Origin of the sequence: Bacillus sp. JJ1773 (genome assembly GCF_036962035.1) — a bacterium.
In the GTDB taxonomy this organism is placed as follows: Bacteria; Bacillota; Bacilli; order Bacillales; family Cytobacillaceae; genus Cytobacillus.
Genome location: NZ_JBALNX010000012.1, coordinates 20,042 through 36,365 on the forward strand (window position 1 = coordinate 20,042; position 16,324 = coordinate 36,365).

Annotated in this window: 15 protein-coding genes and 1 pseudogene; 12 read left to right on the forward strand and 4 right to left on the reverse strand. The window is 40.4% G+C overall.

Annotation, left to right across the window (positions count from 1 at the left end; translation table 11 throughout):
- Positions 1-92: 92 nt before the first annotated feature.
- On the reverse strand, positions 93-452 hold the full coding sequence (locus V7127_RS03185) for a winged helix-turn-helix transcriptional regulator (protein WP_335345812.1): 360 nt from the start codon (positions 450-452) through the stop codon (positions 93-95).
- A gap of 126 nt (positions 453-578) precedes the next feature.
- On the opposite strand from V7127_RS03185, the gene V7127_RS03190 reads away from it, so the two are divergent.
- From V7127_RS03190 to V7127_RS03205, 4 genes are all read left to right on the forward strand, one after another.
- The gene (locus V7127_RS03190) at positions 579-959 is read left to right on the forward strand and encodes a DoxX family protein (RefSeq protein ID WP_335345811.1); all 381 of its coding nucleotides are present in this window, start codon (positions 579-581) and stop codon (positions 957-959) included.
- Positions 956-1,309: a DoxX family protein gene (locus V7127_RS03195; protein WP_335345810.1), complete on the forward strand. Its 354-nt coding sequence runs from the start codon at positions 956-958 to the stop codon at positions 1,307-1,309. Before V7127_RS03190 ends, V7127_RS03195 begins: the two co-directional genes overlap by 4 nt.
- Positions 1,310-1,323: 14 nt before the next feature.
- A complete protein-coding gene (locus tag V7127_RS03200; protein ID WP_335483513.1) occupies positions 1,324-2,091 on the forward strand; it encodes a DODA-type extradiol aromatic ring-opening family dioxygenase in 768 nt (255 codons plus the stop codon).
- 206 nt (positions 2,092-2,297) lie between these two features.
- Positions 2,298-2,372 (forward strand): 23S rRNA (pseudouridine(1915)-N(3))-methyltransferase RlmH, encoded by a 75-nt coding sequence (locus V7127_RS03205; protein WP_335483561.1) that lies wholly within the window; start codon positions 2,298-2,300, stop codon positions 2,370-2,372.
- A 126-nt stretch (positions 2,373-2,498) separates the two neighbouring features.
- On the opposite strand, the gene V7127_RS03210 is transcribed toward V7127_RS03205, so the two are convergent.
- On the reverse strand, positions 2,499-3,137 hold the full coding sequence (locus V7127_RS03210; RefSeq protein WP_335483515.1) for a hypothetical protein: 639 nt from the start codon (positions 3,135-3,137) through the stop codon (positions 2,499-2,501).
- A 482-nt stretch (positions 3,138-3,619) separates the two neighbouring features.
- On the opposite strand from V7127_RS03210, the gene V7127_RS03215 reads away from it, so the two are divergent.
- On the forward strand, positions 3,620-4,438 hold the full coding sequence (locus tag V7127_RS03215) for a chemotaxis protein (RefSeq protein ID WP_335483517.1): 819 nt from the start codon (positions 3,620-3,622) through the stop codon (positions 4,436-4,438).
- A gap of 584 nt (positions 4,439-5,022) precedes the next feature.
- Here the strand turns inward: V7127_RS03215 and V7127_RS03220 are convergent.
- Positions 5,023-5,820, reverse strand: coding sequence for an SDR family NAD(P)-dependent oxidoreductase (locus tag V7127_RS03220; protein WP_335354120.1), 798 nt, complete (start codon positions 5,818-5,820; stop codon positions 5,023-5,025).
- Between the two features lie 427 nt (positions 5,821-6,247).
- Here V7127_RS03220 and V7127_RS25840 point away from each other — a divergent pair.
- The 4 genes and pseudogenes from V7127_RS25840 to V7127_RS03235 all read left to right on the forward strand — a co-directional run.
- A pseudogene (locus V7127_RS25840) lies at positions 6,248-6,616 on the forward strand (ATP-binding protein); the annotation flags it as partial.
- A 282-nt stretch (positions 6,617-6,898) separates the two neighbouring features.
- A complete protein-coding gene (locus tag V7127_RS03225) occupies positions 6,899-8,239 on the forward strand; it encodes a hypothetical protein (RefSeq protein WP_335483519.1) in 1,341 nt (446 codons plus the stop codon).
- 305 nt (positions 8,240-8,544) lie between these two features.
- Positions 8,545-10,788, forward strand: coding sequence for a patatin-like phospholipase family protein (locus V7127_RS03230; RefSeq protein WP_335483521.1), 2,244 nt, complete (start codon positions 8,545-8,547; stop codon positions 10,786-10,788).
- A 287-nt stretch (positions 10,789-11,075) separates the two neighbouring features.
- Positions 11,076-11,489 carry an ester cyclase gene (locus V7127_RS03235; RefSeq protein WP_310196776.1) on the forward strand — a complete coding sequence of 138 codons (414 nt, stop codon included), beginning with the start codon at positions 11,076-11,078 and terminating at the stop codon, positions 11,487-11,489.
- 519 nt (positions 11,490-12,008) lie between these two features.
- On the opposite strand, the gene V7127_RS03240 is transcribed toward V7127_RS03235, so the two are convergent.
- Positions 12,009-13,937, reverse strand: a complete 1,929-nt coding sequence (locus tag V7127_RS03240) for an electron transport protein (RefSeq protein WP_438823964.1) — start codon at positions 13,935-13,937, stop codon at positions 12,009-12,011.
- 220 nt (positions 13,938-14,157) lie between these two features.
- On the opposite strand from V7127_RS03240, the gene V7127_RS03245 reads away from it, so the two are divergent.
- The 3 genes from V7127_RS03245 (at position 14,158) to V7127_RS03255 (ending at position 16,314) form a co-directional block, all read left to right on the forward strand.
- The gene (locus V7127_RS03245; RefSeq protein WP_335344738.1) at positions 14,158-15,048 is read left to right on the forward strand and encodes an SDR family oxidoreductase; all 891 of its coding nucleotides are present in this window, start codon (positions 14,158-14,160) and stop codon (positions 15,046-15,048) included.
- Between the two features lie 247 nt (positions 15,049-15,295).
- Positions 15,296-15,610 (forward strand): helix-turn-helix transcriptional regulator, encoded by a 315-nt coding sequence (locus V7127_RS03250; protein ID WP_335483563.1) that lies wholly within the window; start codon positions 15,296-15,298, stop codon positions 15,608-15,610.
- Positions 15,611-15,684: 74 nt separating this feature from the next.
- Positions 15,685-16,314 (forward strand): hypothetical protein, encoded by a 630-nt coding sequence (locus V7127_RS03255; protein ID WP_335483525.1) that lies wholly within the window; start codon positions 15,685-15,687, stop codon positions 16,312-16,314.
- Positions 16,315-16,324 lie beyond the last annotated feature (10 nt).

Below are 16,324 nucleotides of genomic sequence, written 5' to 3' on the forward strand. Positions count from 1 at the left end.
AATTTTATCCCATTTACATAGCAGTGGATTTCGCAATCGAAATCACACTGCTTTTTAATGATTGTACAGGTGGAAATTATTTTTTATTTTTGTTACGCCTGTTCTTCTTCCCCATAAAGTTCATTTAAATGTGCTATATGTCCTAATCCCCATTCATGCATTGACACCATTAGAGGTATTAGTCCTTTTCCATATTCGGTTATTGAATATTCAACTTTTGGAGGAATTTGTGCATAAATCTTACGGTTTAGAATATCATGATATTCCAATTCCCTTAGTTGAGTAGTAAGCATTTTTTTCGTTACATCTGGAATTAAGCGTTGAAGTTCACTAAAGCGCAGTGTTCCGTTTTGAATTAAATGAAAAAGAATAACAGGCTTCCATTTTCCAACAAGAATATCAAGAGCTGTTTCAATCGTTCCAGCTCCATTTCCTTTACATTCGTCAGCCATTTAGCTTCCTCCTTCTAAGGTATCTTTTTGTATACTATGGCACATTAATGTAACTACTTCCAGTAATTTCCCTTAGGTATTATTCTAACCTTAGAAGTTAAATTGAAACAAGGGGGGATTGTTACAATGAAGTTGACAGTTCGTATTATACAAGGCTTATTAGCTATCGGATTCTTATTATTTGGTTATATAAAATTAAGGGCAGATCCCATGCAGGTTGATGCATTTAACAATGTGTATGGATATGGCACAGGTTTTATGTATGTAGTAGGGGCAATCGAAGTTGTTTTAGGAATTGGATTAATCGTTGGTTATTGGAAGGAAAATTTAGTTCTTATTTTTAGTGGGTTATTAGCAATGGTTATGACTGGAGCAGTTTTTACCCATTTACAAGCAGGCCAAGGATTTGGAGTTGCCATGATGCCGTTTATTCTTCTTATTTTAGCCGTTATCGTGTTTTGGGGTCAGAGAAAAATAAATTCAATTAAAGAGGAGATTATTGTATGAATATAGCACTATGGGCTGTTCAAGTTTTATTAGGGCTAATGTTTTTAATGGCAGGGTCTACGAAAGCTTTGACTTATGAAAAAGCAAAAGCTAGCATGCCTTGGGTAAAGGATTCTTCAAAAGGATTGGTGATATTTATCGGGGTAGCAGAGCTGCTTGGAGCTATTGGTTTAATTGTACCTTATGCAACTGGAATCGTACCTGTATTGACACCGATTGCAGCTTTAGCACTTGGAGTCGTTATGATTCTTGCGGCCGGATTTCATATTAAAAGGAATGAAAATAAGGCTATTGGGATGAATCTTATTTTATTAGCGTTAGCCATATTTGTGGCAATTGGACGTTGGTAGAAGGAGTAAAAAAGATGATGCCTTCATTATTTATCGGTCATGGCTCCCCATATTTAGCTGTTCAACAAAATGAATATTCCCATTTTTTATCTGAATTAGGAAAACAATATAAACCAAAAGCCATTGCCATATTTAGTGCTCACTGGGAAAGTGAGATTGTCTCATTAACCTATACAGATGATATTCTTGATACTGTCTATGACTATTACGGTTTTCCCGATGTAATGTATCAAATCAAATATCCGGTCAAGGGTTCTACTAAAGTCGCCCAAATTCTTGAGAAACGGTTTAAGAATGCAGGAATCAAAACCCAAAGGGAAGAAAGACGCGGATTGGACCACGGTTCATGGGTAGCACTTCGCCACATGTATCCAGACGCAGACATCCCAGTAATACAATTATCTGTTCATCCTTTCTTATCTCCTAAAGAACAATATAACATTGGGAAGGCGTTACAAGGGATAGGAGAGGAAGATATTTTGGTTATTGGAAGCGGTACAACGGTCCACAATTTTCAATGGTTTTTCCCTGACGCAACCGAACCGACTAAAGAAGCAGTTGAATTTGATAATTGGGTCATTGAAATGGTCCAAAAAAGGGATCTAAACGCCTTGGATCATTATCTTCAATTAGCTCCCCATGCACGTTTAGCCGTACCGAGACCTGAGCACTTTGTTCCCCTCTTTATTGCAATTGGGAGCGGAGACGAAAGGAAGACTCCAAAAGTTATCAATCAAACTTATGAATTTGGAGCAATGAGTAATTTGTGTATGGAATTTTAAAGAATGCATGATGGTAAAAGTTTTAATTTTTGAATTAAATATTGGAGAAACTAGCACAGTTTTTGACTGTGCTTTTTCTACGTTCTCATTTAAAAACTAAGCTAGATGAGATATTTCATTGATAACGTATCTTGTTTAGCTTACTTTTTTTTGTTTGGATTGATTACCATTAATAATATAGCATCAATAGCTGTGAAGAACAGTGCATGTCACTGTTGGTTTTGGTGGAGCAGGTTCATCGGGCTTTTAGGATAAATCGAGGTGAACCGTACCATAAATAGAGGCGGTTTTTTGATAGTTAACCGAATATGAAAAGGGGGCGATTCTGTACAAAAGTAAGAATTGCCCCCTGTAATATTGAATAATAGAATGTCCGTAAAAGTTACCCAAATTCCTATTCGCTTACATTATTTCTTTAAATAGAACCCTGTTATGATCCAAGCTAACCCATACAATCCTCCGGATAATAATCCACTAACAAGGGCATTTATGCTGTATATAAAAATCAAGGAGACGGCAACCATGGGTACAGTTAGAAGGAACAAAATAGCTGCGGTTTGAGGAAGTTCTTTCCGGCGGTGTAGCACTAGGCCAAGTGGAAGTGCGCCAAGATACATTACTATAATGCTAATACCGGCGACTAAATGGACCAAATCCATGAAAGATTTAAAGTCAAAGAAGCCGTGTAAAATAAAAGCTAATGCCACAATTGCAAAAATCCCCTGTCCGAGTCCTGAAAGAAAGACCCCTGTTCGCCACATAAAACCTGCTTTTGTAACTGTAACTCGATTATTGAGTCCATGCAGACCAAGTAGTAAACCACACATTGCCACAAACAGCATGGTATCATTAAGGTAATAGACATAATGAGTAACATCTTGCGGAATTCCGTCATTTCCGGGTGTCACCTCAAGGTACCCTTGCCAAATGTTACTGATGGCCAAAAGTGAACCGCCTGTTATTGCGCCTAAGGCAGCCAGACCAAGCCGTCCATTACTTGGGCCCCCTAATGTGGAAGAAATCTCCCCATGTTTGCCATTTTCCATCCTCGCATCCCCCTCTAGAGTGTTCTGAGTTGCAGTATTAAGATATTCTTGTTCTCTGGTTTTGAGTACGTAAAAATGAATTTGGTGACAAATCATTTTTAAATGCGAATTTTGGAAAATGAAGTTATTTTACCCTATCCAACGTTACAGTGAATCGTATGGCAAGTTTACAAAAGCCAAATAAAAAGGGATACAGTCTTAAAAATAGTTTCCGAGAGAAAACTGCTCCCGATTGTTAGACACAACTAGCAATTGGGGGGTGTTTTTTAATGGTGCATCCTTGGATAATTTCCCTTTTGTTACTTAGAGCTCATCTCTTCCTCTGTACTTTTATGCTCGGCAGAGGGGAAATTTTACAAGAGTAGTGAAAGTGTCCTTTCGAATCTACCAATTTTGAATATATTGTCATATAACGAATAGCATATTTTATAATAGAGGAAGATGACAATGTAAAAAAAAAAGCTGTAGCAATTATTCATGGAATGGGAAATCAAACAGAGGGTTTTGCTAAGGAAACAATAGCCAAGATTCATAAAAAATTCACTGAAAAAATGAAGCATCTAGTTGAAGATCCTGCTTCCCAGCTAGTCATCCAACCGGTCCTATGGGCAACTGTTTTTAAAGACAGAAAGGAAAATCTGTTTAAAAAATTGGTTCTGGACAATAAATTAAATTATCAAGGACTAAGGAATTTCCTTATCAATTATTTAGGCGATGCCGTTGCCTATCAACCGGTGGAGACTGCAAGGCAAAATTATGAGAAAGTACATGAGAAAATACGGGAAGGTCTTAACTTACTTTCTGAAAAGGCTGGAGATGATGCACCTTTATGTATCATTTCACATAGTCTGGGTTCTGTAATGGCGAGTAATTACTTTTATGATTTACAATTTAAACAAGATGATGTCACTTCGATTATCAACGAATCCTCTCCTTTGGAAACAGGCGATACGTTAACCTTATTTTATACAATGGGTACAACTCTCCCACTATGGAGTTTACGTTATTTTAATTTTAACCGTCCAATTAATATTCCTTCTAAAAACCTCCAAAGCTACTATCCTGGATTACAAGGTGAATGGATCAACTTTTACAACAAAAATGATGTTTTAGGTTTTCCATTAAAGCCTGTAGATGAAAATTATGATATCGCTGTTAACGAAGATAGGGAAGTAAATGTAGGTAATATACTAACAAGTTGGAATCCATTAAGCCATTTAAGCTATGATACCGATAAGCTTGTTATCGAACCAATTGTGGATGGATTGGTCCGTACGTGGAGACAGATTAATCATATTTAATTGTTTAATTTTTTTTAGCCTGAAGAAAGAACGACTAAAAAGAGCGAAATAAAATAAAAAAAACCGCACTTAAAATAGATACGGTGAACCGTATCATAAGTAAATGAGGTTTTTGTATTGACTGAACAAATTCCCTTGAGATGGGGATGTTAGAATTTTTTTTATTCAAGTTCTTTCCGATACGAACGACAAGAGAGGGGCCGGAGGTAGACCTAGCATCGACGACAGCAAGAGGTGCCCAAACCGGCGAGGTGGAAGGTATAACGGGTGAGAATGTTCGACTGGCTTTGTTAAGCCAGTATTTTAACTGATCAATGGAGCATTAGGGAGCGGAGCACCAAGCAGCCATCGTCATTCCGCTGGCGCGAAACTCGACAATACGCTCGGCCCATAGTTGGCGGGGTTGTTCTTTCGTTGACATAGAGGCAACCTCCTCAATTCGATTACCTCTACGTTCTCATGGTGAAGGTGCCGTTGACGGTGGGTTGGATTTGACGCTTACCTATTAATCAGAAAAAAAATTAGGTTCTCAAAGGTTTTCACCAAAAATTTACACACTCTATTTGACAAGCCTAGCTGGAGGGTCATTCTTTTTTCTCAAGTATTTTTATCTTTTTAGCAATGATGTCCACAGCTTTTTTTGGATTTAAACGATATAAAAAGTCCATTATTTTTGCATCATTTCCGGCTAATACTCGGAATTTTTTACTTTCCATGCCTTTAATAATGATTGCAGCTGCTTTATTTGGGCTGAGCAACTTATATGAATGGTTGCCAGCACTTTCTATTTGAATTCCAGCATTTTGGACGATGTTAGTGTCGACTCCACCAGGAAAGACGACTGTTACGCCTACATTGGTATCTCTTAGTTCTAAATGAAGACCTTCTGTTAACATTTTGACAGCTGCTTTTGAAGCTGTGTAAATCGATTGATGTGGCACAGGAAGAAATCCACCCATGCTCGAAACATTTGTAATGTGAGCCTCTGGTCGTTTTAAAAGGTGTGGTAAGAACGATTTACACATAAAGAGCGTACCGTAAAAGTTTACATCCATAACCCTTTGAATTTGTTCATAGTCAAGATCATTCACACTATGGAATTGCTGAATTATTCCCGCATTATTAATAATCCCATCTATGCATCCGTGAACGGCGATGATTTCCTCTGGAAGCCTTTCCACATCATCTCTGTTGGTTAAATTAGCAATGTGTATTGAAATCTTGCCATCATAGACTGTAGCTAATGATTTTATTTCCTCTAGCCCGGATTTGTTGAGGATGGCCGCGACTTTAGCTCCCCTTTCCAAGAGTTGGAAAACAAGCTCTCTCCCAATCCCTCCACCAGCCCCTGTTACGACCATGACTTTATTTAATACTTTCATACCATTCCTCCATACTTTTAATTAATAATGAACCCATCAAATATACATATGTAAGGGTATATGAAATTCTACTTATTTAGATTTCTAGGGTAGTAAAAACCTCAATTTAATACATGTTGGAGAACCGTATCATAAGTGAAACGCCCCCCAAAAGTTAGACCAAAAACTCTTACTCTCGGGGGTGTTTTCTATAGCTACATATGATGATGAATGTAAAATAGGAATTGTTAGAGCTTACCTAAATAATGAAGGTGTTTATAATAGAATTGCGTCTCAACATACTCTCAATTTACTCTCAATAATATGATGAGATATCAGACTAGATTGTATATACTGGAAATAATTAGTAGTCTATAGGGGGGATCAAATGTCATATGGGGAAACATTTCAATTGGGGTGGGCATGTTTTGTCGGCCGTGTACATGAAATGGATCTGTTGCGGCAACACGTGAAAGGAGATTGGTTGTGGCGCTGGCTTCATATATATGGACAAAGCGGCATTGGAAAATCTACGCTTCTTCGGCGATTCATGACGGAAACAGAAGGATATCATTTCTATTACGTAGACGGAAGTAAAGTGATCCAACAGAAGGAGGATGTTCTGGTACAGTTAGCTGCACAACTTCGTAACGCTGGCGAATCCTACTTTACTGAGGATTCGGAAGGGATTGCCCGCTGTATGAACCGGCGTTCGCGTTCTTTAGGCAACCACGCAGTTATCGTTATTGATGAATTCGACCATTGTCATTCTATCTCCTATTGGTTTTTGAATTGGCTTAACTCGTTGGATGCGTCGTTTCAGATCGTTACGGCTGGCCGTAATTTGCTCACTGGTAGCTGGCTGCGTTCTGAATGGACCGGCCGAATTCATATGACTCAGCTTCAAGCGCTAACCCTTACCGAGGTGGGGTCATACGCAAAGGAGTGTGGACTTACCGATATTGACAGTCACACTGAGCTTTTTCGTTTTTCCAGGGGCGTACCGCTCGCAATGGTTCTTGCCGCAGAAACGATACTAATGGGTAATGACCTCAGGCGGTTGGAACGCGACAAACAATTCCAACTCATATCCGTCCTGATGAGTGAAATGCTACTTGGGCAACCTCCCTTTGTGCATCGGATGCTCGAGGCTGCATCTGTTTATTGGAGATTCAATGAAGAAAGACTTGAAGCGATCATGGACACGGGGCTGGAGGCAGATGCGTTTCGTCAGTTCGTCGGAATGCCATTCGTAATCATGAAGGAAGATGGCTGGATGCTTCATGACGCTGTCAGAGCATGGACGCTGGAAGATTTCATGCTTCGTAAGCCAAATACCTACGAACAAATGCGATCCAAAGCGCTGCAGTATATTCGTATGGAAGAAAGTTTGAATCCGCTTCTGGGTCAGAGGCCGCCTTTGGATAAACTAAATTTACACGAGCACCCGCTCGTTCGTACGCTTTGTTTTTATGGACATATGGACGATATGGAAGTTCGCCAATGTCGAGAATGCGACCTACCGGTTATCCGAGATTTATACATCAAATCACACCAATTTACTTCTACTTCTCGTGTCGACTTGCTGCCGCTAGTAAATCGGATAAGCAAACTATGGGAAGTTGCACCTTCCGCCTTTATTACGATATGGAGAAACGATAACATTGTAGCTTTTTTCGGCAAAATCCCCCTACACGATGAACAAGTCATAAAGGAAATAAAAAGTGACCCCCTGTTACAACCGTTCATCAACGGATGGGAGCCCATCCCGAATGCCTATTTAATAGCGTTAGTAGGAATCGATCCCCAGCTTGAGTGGCGGTATCGATCTTATTTCATCCACACTTTACTCAATCATTACTGCAGCCCCGAGTGGATCTTGGCCTTAACTTCCTGGAGAGAGTGGTTTCCCGTATTTGAGCTTTGCGGATTTGAACGTGCAGCCTGGGCGGATACAACCATTGAACTCGGTACTGATTATCAGGCTTACGTGCTCGATTTAAGAAAAGAGGACTTCATCACAAAGCTGGATAGATCCGTTAACCAGCGTTCTACGGCAGTAGCTTCCACTTTAATGAAAGCGGAGCCATACATTCAGGGGCTCAAAGACATCTTGAAGCATTGGGCTGTTCTTCCCAGCAAACCTTTATTAATCCAGACTTACGGTAGATTGTTTCCGCATCGATTGGCACCAGACATTTCAGGCGAGAAAGCAGGCTATAATGCAAAGAATGATTTAGGTGAAGCGATCCGTTGCTTAACCGAAGGCAACGAGCAAGAAGAAATGTTGGGTAAGTTGTTAACCACTACTTATATAGAAGGAGTTCGACCGCTTGAACGAGCAGCTAAAAGCTTAAATTTATCAACGGCCACTTATTATCGGCATTTGAATAAAGCATTAGAGCTCCTATATCAAGTATTAGTCCGTGAAGGATCGTGATTAAGTAACTAAATGTGCAGCACACCAACATGTTTCTTTCTTGGAAAAAGTGAAACCGCTAATCCATCCAGTATGGAAACATCTGGATTGTTTGGTGAGCTTATTTAAATACCTACTGACTTTTATCTCTCGCCAGAATGACAGGCTATGGCTTAATGAAGTGTCGCTTCTCAATTTGATAACGTATATTTCGTTAGTTCATTAAATACCTTTTGTATAAGCCTTGTCATAAGGCTCAAGAAAATCTTGTTCGATCTACCTCAGCGTATGCCGGGGGGCTAATAAATAAATATGGAGGAGAGATTATGACTGTTGGAATTGTGTTTAGTGGTGGAGGGGCACGAGGTGACTTCCAGGTTGGCGCAGTACGTTACCTTTACGAGCAAAAAAATATTCGACCTGCCATCTTGGCTGGCTGTTCAGTTGGTTCAATCAATGCGATTAAGCTGGCTGAGGGAGAAGAATACTCTGCTCGAGAAGGGGAGCCCATACTAAAAGGGGGCACCCCTCGAAAAGAGTACTTCACTCCAATAGGGGACCCCAATCGAGGTCTTAATGGGCTGATCAAACTCTGGCGTGATATGCAAAGCAACTCTGATATGTGGAAAGAGGAAGCCTGGTTGTCGAATATCCAAAACTCAAAGCTCGCCGCTTTTTTGAAAAGGAAACCGAACAACAACTTCTTCGATCATATTGTATACACCTGGGAAATGCTAGAGGCTATCGGAGATATAGGATATGTTACAGATGAACTCGGTAAAGTAGTGAAAGGCAGTTCACGTTCGCTCTATAATCTTGGGCCTATTAATGCCAAGCTGAGCGACCGGTCCAAGCTCGATTTGGAAAAGGTGCAAAAGAGTGGTATTAAGTTGCGTCTAGCGACAGTAGCATTAGAGAGTGGGGCTCTGCGCTATGTGACTGAAACTGGAGAAATGTTAGAACGCGACAACAACACGCCAGTTCTGGCGCCGTTGGCCAACCTTGCTCCACAATGCCAAACCATCGCTGCGAAGATAGAGGAACTGAAGAAAGAGGCCGACAACTTTCAGGCTCTACTGCAAGAGTCAGTGAACGGAAAACCAGCAATTGTCAAAAAAATGCGTGAACTCAACTCAGAAATTTCTAGACTGGCCAGCGAACTGAGTAATTGCAAAGTCACCTATCCGCCGCCGACAAAGCCCAGCCCGTTACGTGTCAGTCTAATAACAGGCACGATTGCTTCTGCTTCGATTCCTTTAGCCTTTCCGCCAGTTTCGATCGGCAAAGAAAACTACGTAGACGGTGGTGTGCGGGAAATCGTTCCGATCCAAGTCGCTATTCAGTCAGGAGCCACCGACGTTTACGCGATTTTAGCCTCCGATAGCAAGGTGGACAGCGCACGTAGTGTTGCGACTGGTAAGCTTCTTTCGTCATTTAATACGGGGGTGGCTAATATCCTCGATGTGGCGAGCCGTGCTGCTAATGACATTATGACAGACGAGAATGTTCTGAACGAGATAGACCCACCGCGTGGCTGGGGTGTGAATGTGACCATTATTCAGCCTAACTTCGACATCCACGACATCATGACCATTGACCCTGGCCTAATTGATATCCGGATGGCGCATGGTTACATGCGGGCGGATGATACTTTGCAGGCTAAGGAGCGAAAACCGATGGAGTATCGAGGGCTTACAGAGGAGTACGCTGATCAACGTCGCACTAGCTTGATTGTTCGGACCCGATTGGCCATTTGGGGGCTGGAATACGCAGCCAATGGTTTCCTCCTGAAATATGATGACAGTGGTCGCCCAGTGCATCCCGCGCCGACTATGAAACCTGATTTGCAGGCATTGCTAGAGGTCCGTGCCCTCAAGAATACGCTTAAGGACATCGTACAGGAACGAAAGCAGGCGGGTGGATTAGTCCCTTCTGAGGCAGAAAGCTGGTGGAGTGATTGGGAACGACATCCATGGAAGCCTATTCATGGGCTTTGGCTGCTCCAGTCAGGTCCCGCTGCAGAAGGGAATGATATGCTGGCAGGGGAGGTACTTGCGATTGATCGGCCTATACAATCAGCAAACGGAATGTATACTTTCGTCTTTCAGAGTGATGGGAATCTAGTGCTCTATAAAAACAATAAAGTTATAGTTGCCCTCGCTCCGCAGTGCAAGCTCATAGATAACAAGATAAAGGAACTAGAGATGGAGCTAAAAGATCTTCAGGGTGAACTAGGAGGAATCAGAGGTCCTGCTCTAGCGGTCATAATTCGTAATCTGAACACACAGATTAGTCAGGCCAACGCCGAACTACGCGCCTGCAACATTGCGAATCCGCCACAAACTATCAATGGAAAGCCGGAGGCAATCTGGTCTTCAAGAACAGGTGGTCCTGGTGGAGTATGCATCATGCAAGGGGACGGCAATCTGGTAATCTATGATGCAGCCAATAAAGCTATCTGGTCATCTGATACATGGACGCACCCTGGCAGCCGGCTGGTTGTCCAGGACGATGGTATTGTGGTGATAATCCGACCTGACGGCAGACGCGTTTGGGCAACCAAAAGTTAAATTTTGAACTCATAAATTAAAAGGATTTATCGCATTGCTTTTTAAAATCTTTTATATCCAACCTAAAAATATGGGAGTCAAAGCTTGAGTAGTTAATCTGGAATGGGATGACGGGGCTTCGCGCAAGCAGGTTAAGCAATGATCACAATCCAGAAACTATGAAAAGATTGCTTAATGTAGAGGAAGTAATTACATTACTAGATGTTTCTTTAATGTTTGCAGCGAGGCCCCGTGATAAAAGTAAGTGGTTGTAATCTGTTGGTTACGGTGAAGAGGGAGGAATTCTAATGTCAACAAGTCATACGGAACTCATACGTATTTATTTTGATGAAGTTCACAACAACGCGAACTTTGATCAGATAGGAGAGATTATTCATCCGAAATTTGTGATACATCATGCAGGTGGAGAGGAGTATATGACGTTAGAGCAGGCAATCGAAATGACGAAAATGTATCTTTCCGCTTTCCCAGATTTGCATTTCCAGTTGGGGCAAGTTATTGAGGAAGCCGATAAAGTAGTAGTCCAGACTACCTTTACCGGGACGCACAAAGGCCAGATGCTGAACATCCCTGCAACAGGGAAGTCAGTGGTTATACAAAACGTTCATATTTTTCGCTTGGAGAACGGGAAGATTGCCGAAGTATGGCTGCATAGGGATGATCTGGGCTTAATGAAGCAGCTCGGCGTCATTTCAGTTTAATAATTGGCAAATAGCGGCTTAATCATTGGAAGATCTACGACCTGCCTAACCTGAAAGTCTTCCCTATTGGTTGGGGATCAGGTTAAGCACCCGGTCAGATAAATAGTCGGAAAAAATCCTCTTAATTAGTAATTAAAATCAAAAATAGCTTAAATAGACGGAGAGATTCCGCCTATTGACTCGAAAAACGTGAAAATGGGGGGGTTGCTTTGTATAGTCGGAAAACCTTCCCTTATTTACGCCGAAACGAGCTCCGTTCTGTATTTAACCGGAGAATCTCGCTTATATTACTTTCGTTGGTTACTTAATTAAGGATAAGAGTTCTTATTGAAAAAGATGTGAGATGGGTCTTGGGTGCTTTGATCTTAGCATTCTTTTTGTTGGAACCTCAATTAGATGCGTTACGGGGAACCGTATCATAAGTAAATGAGGTTTTTTGGGAGAACCTTAATTATCCAATAAAATAATTACATCATCTTAAAGACAGGCGTTGATTATAACTGCCTGTCTTTAAGAGGGTTATTTCAATGTTAGCAAATACTTTATCAAAGCATCTTGTTCTTGTTGAGAAAAACCTGTTGAAGCATCTACCCAATATTCATGCCCTTCCCCTGTTACATTTGATTTCCTTAGGCTTTCTGCAGATTGATTGGCTTTTATGACTTGAGTTCTCAAGTTTTTGTCAACTAATGCGCGCAAACTGTTATACGGATCAGGTAAAATACTATTATTTAATGTACCTTCTATTCCTAATTGACTTTTAGTGTTTGCTCCAACTGCGACACCACCGTCATGGAGATATGGCGCAGACCAATAAAGGCCAATAAGACTAGGGACCTTGTAGCCCCCCATTGTATTTCCAATTCCAAATGCAAGATTAATTTGCCCAGGGTCTAATCCTTGAGTCGGAACTTTTAACAATAGTGCGCTTTTTGGTACAGGCACAGGTGTATCAGGTGAATATATAACGGGGTCTGTCAAAAACTCGCCAACTTTTCTTAGACCAATCGCTCGCGTTGGTTCCGTACCGATTTTTTCCACTGCTATAATTTGATTATTGGTATAAAAACTTCCTGCATGACACGATATACAGGACCCGCGTGCAAATACCTGTTTGCCTAATTGCTTTTCCTCATCTGTTATCTTAATCGGTGTTTTCGGAGGAACCAGGGTATTTTGAAACGCTGACATTCCGTTGTTTTGTTCCCCGACATTCGTTCCTGGCGAACTGACGATCAGCCCATTCGGTGATATAAGTGAAGACCTCGGATAGGTTGGTAATTTAATCGCTTTGTTTACGCCAGGAGCATCCGGGTTAGGATCGACTTGTGCAAAAAATTCTGAAGGCTTTTTCCCTTTAGCCGGATCAAACCGATATTTAAGATTCGCCGCTTTCTGCAAAATAGTTCCTAAATACACCTCTTTGTCGATTCCAAAAAGAGCTCGACTGGCTTCGGCAATTGTCGTCAAATCAGAACCTTGGGCATGAACAGCATTATTTAACGTACTTAACCCTTTAAACGGTCCAGCCATTGCAAAGCCACTCCAGCTGTAAGGATGATCCCCTAAAGTGAACGAATCCGGAATCTGAGTGGGATTACTAACAAAATCACTGGTAATATCAAAGTTTCCCTTTGGCCATTTGATTACACTTTCGTCAACAGCCGCCTCCAACGCTTTGGAATCCGGTAAGGGTTCCTTTTTCCCTTCACTAGTTACAACCGTTTTCTCTAAGTTTTTTATATAATCCTTTAAAGATGCAATTTCAGTACGTGCAAAGTAAGCTGTTGTGTTAGTACCTAAAGCAAGAAGAAGCCCGAAATTAGCATCCGTATTAACAGCCCCTTCGATTACTTTGTGATTAATAGGATCAACAGTGGCATGGCATGCTGCACAGCTAAGTCCTACTTTTAACTTTTCCTCTGATCTTACAATCGGCAAACCAAGAACTTTGTTAGAACCTTTTACCACATCAAATCCGGTATCCACTTTTGTTCCTTTTTTGTATGTTTTCCCCCCGATTGTTACTGTTTCTGCTAATTCGACCTGTAAATTCGTTGTTCCCTTACCGTTTAACTCTTTTATTGCTTTCTGAAAATTTTCAATTGTGAGCGGACCGTTAAAAGCACCAAGAATATCAGATAAAAAAACTTCATTTCCAAATGTTTCTACGTAAAATGACTTTCTACCTAAATCTAATAGAGCTTGATCAATTTTTACAGCACCATTCTTAGGAGATAATAGTTCTCTTCCCTTTGCTGTTTGCATTAAATCATGGGCCTCTTTACGTGAGAAGGTTTTTCCCCAGAGGTCAAAAGCAGGTTGATCTTGGTCCTTCTGCCATGTTACCTTATCAGGTTTTACAATTTGATCTTTAGAAGGAATAAAAGCATATACCGGTTTATTTAAAGCTAAAATGAACGCTAGAATGGCACCTAAGCATAACATCCATTTTTTTGTTTTCACCCCAACTGCCTCCTCTATGGAAATTAATTGCTAAAAGCCATCTTTAATTTCCACCTATTCAAGAAAAATATACCTTATCGAATCACTGTTTCTATTCAACCTTAGTATTGAATCAAAAGTTCAAAAACAGTAAGACTTAGGCATTCACCTATAATCTTTTTAAGAATATGCTAAATAACACATAACCAAAGGAGGCTTTATTATGTATCAGCATTTTGGGTATGTAAAAAAGTGCGAAACAGTACCTGTTACATTTCCCCCACAATTCCAGCCCCAGCAGCCAGGTATTGAATCTTTGATGATTCCAAGACCTATCTCCGAAAATCCTTATTATACTGGAAGCAACAAACTATTGAATAAAGCTGCCATCATAACTGGAGGAGACAGCGGTATCGGCCGGGCTGTCGCCATTGCTTTTGCAAAAGAGGGTGCGGATGTTGTTATTGTTTATTTAAATGAGCATGGGGATGCATTCGAAACAAAAGACAGAGTTAACCAATTGGGAAGACAATGCTTGACAATCGCAGGAGATATTGGGGATGAGGAGTTTTGTCATTATGTCGTTCAGAAGACAATTGAAGCATTTGGCCATCTTGAAATCCTGGTCAATAATGCAGGGGAAGCACATTCACAAGCAAGCATCAGCGACATATCAGTAATGCAGCTTAAACGTACTTTTCAAACAAACATTTTTTCATATTTTTATCTTACACAAGCAGCTATTCCCTATCTTAAAAAAGGAAGCTCCGTTATCAATACAACCTCAATCGCTGCATACACCGGACTTGGATACGCTATCGATTATGCCGCTTCCAAGGGAGCAATCGTTTCATTCACCCGCTCGTTAGCATTATCCGCCATTAATCAAGGAATCCGGGTCAATGGCGTTGCTCCAGGACCTGTATGGACCCCCCTTATCCCTTCAAGTGGTCCACCAGAAACTTATGCAACATTTGGAAGTGACACTCCAATGAAACGTGCTGCACAACCTTTTGAACTGGCACCTGCTTATGTTTATTTGGCGTCAGACGACTCCTCATATGTAACAGGACAAATTCTTCATGTAAACGGTGGAATTATTATAAATGGGTAAAAAGTGAAACTTCCATCTAATGATTTTAGCCCCTTGTTTTAATTACTGAAAGATGTTAAATATAAAAGGATTCTCATTTTTTACAATTTTCTAATTTTAGTTCGTCTGGGGTTAGCATTTTTACGCAAATTGTTAATGATAGCTTTGGATTAGATGATTTATACGCAGCTTATATAATAAGTAAAGAAGAAATAAGTTCAAATTTGGACGAGGAGCAGAAAAGCCATCTGGAGGTCAAATAAGACACATAAAACTCACAAACCAAGATATTGAACAAAGAGAACATGCTAGGGAGTATAACTTTTATCAGCACGATTGTGAAATGGTCCCTGTGAGTCTGAAGTTCACTCAACATGCCTTAAATGAGTTAGAGGATTATTTTGAATTTGATAATTTGGAATTCAGTGATGACGGGTGGATTTATTTGACTGAAACATTGCCAGAAGATGAATGGGTTTATCGTATGATTTTAAGTCTAGGGGATCAGGTTGAAGTACTTAATCCACAACATATCAGGGAAATTATAAAAGAAAGAGCAAAGGAAATTTGCGATAAATATTAGCATATACGACATAATGGTGTCAGATTAAATGTGATAATGTATGTACAAAAGAATTAAATTTGAAATGAGGGATAATGATGTCAGTAGTGAACCTGTTAGCTTCTCAACTCAGTCGAGATGATGAAGTACCAAATATTGAGCTGGCACATGAATTAGCTAATGAAGAAAATCATGCAGGCATAGAAGAAATAATTGAAAACTTATCTAGCAAAGATAAAAAGATTCAATACGATTGTATTAAAGTAGCGTACGAAATTGGACAAGTTAAACCAGAACTCATTAGTAAATATGCTCTAACTTTTATAGAGTTGTTAAAAAGCCGTAATAATCGTTTGGTGTGGGGTGGAATGACGGCATTAGCAACGATTGCTGAGGTAGCATCAGAAACTATTATGGCTCATCTTGACACATTAAATAGTGCGATGGAAATCGGTTCGGTTATTACAATTGATAAGGGTGTCCTAACTCTTGCGAAGCTAGCAGCCGTCAGTAAGGAAAACAATGATGTGATTTTTCCTTTCTTACTCCATCACCTTGAGAATTGCAGACCAAAGGAAATTCCTCAACACTCGGAAAGCACGCTTTTAGCCGTAACAGATGAAAATAAAGAGGAATTATTGAATGTGTTACGAAAAAGAGAAAAATACCTAACAGCTCCTCAACTAAAAAGAGTCAAAAAAATTTATAAAACATTAGAAGCTTAATTGAAGTACA

Coding starts and splice junctions, on each gene's coding strand:
- V7127_RS03190 (WP_335345811.1), top strand. CDS start 579: ATGAAGTTGACAGTTCGTATTATACAAGGCTTATTAGCTATCGGATTC.
- V7127_RS03215 (WP_335483517.1), top strand. CDS start 3,620: ATGGGAAATCAAACAGAGGGTTTTGCTAAGGAAACAATAGCCAAGATT.
- V7127_RS03210 (WP_335483515.1), bottom strand. CDS start 3,137: ATGGAAAATGGCAAACATGGGGAGATTTCTTCCACATTAGGGGGCCCA.
- V7127_RS03225 (WP_335483519.1), top strand. CDS start 6,899: ATGAGTGAAATGCTACTTGGGCAACCTCCCTTTGTGCATCGGATGCTC.
- V7127_RS03240 (WP_438823964.1), bottom strand. CDS start 13,937: ATGTTATGCTTAGGTGCCATTCTAGCGTTCATTTTAGCTTTAAATAAA.
- V7127_RS03230 (WP_335483521.1), top strand. CDS start 8,545: ATGACTGTTGGAATTGTGTTTAGTGGTGGAGGGGCACGAGGTGACTTC.
- V7127_RS03185 (WP_335345812.1), bottom strand. CDS start 452: ATGGCTGACGAATGTAAAGGAAATGGAGCTGGAACGATTGAAACAGCT.
- V7127_RS03200 (WP_335483513.1), top strand. CDS start 1,324: ATGATGCCTTCATTATTTATCGGTCATGGCTCCCCATATTTAGCTGTT.
- V7127_RS03235 (WP_310196776.1), top strand. CDS start 11,076: ATGTCAACAAGTCATACGGAACTCATACGTATTTATTTTGATGAAGTT.
- V7127_RS03255 (WP_335483525.1), top strand. CDS start 15,685: ATGATGTCAGTAGTGAACCTGTTAGCTTCTCAACTCAGTCGAGATGAT.
- V7127_RS03245 (WP_335344738.1), top strand. CDS start 14,158: ATGTATCAGCATTTTGGGTATGTAAAAAAGTGCGAAACAGTACCTGTT.
- V7127_RS03220 (WP_335354120.1), bottom strand. CDS start 5,820: ATGAAAGTATTAAATAAAGTCATGGTCGTAACAGGGGCTGGTGGAGGG.
- V7127_RS03195 (WP_335345810.1), top strand. CDS start 956: ATGAATATAGCACTATGGGCTGTTCAAGTTTTATTAGGGCTAATGTTT.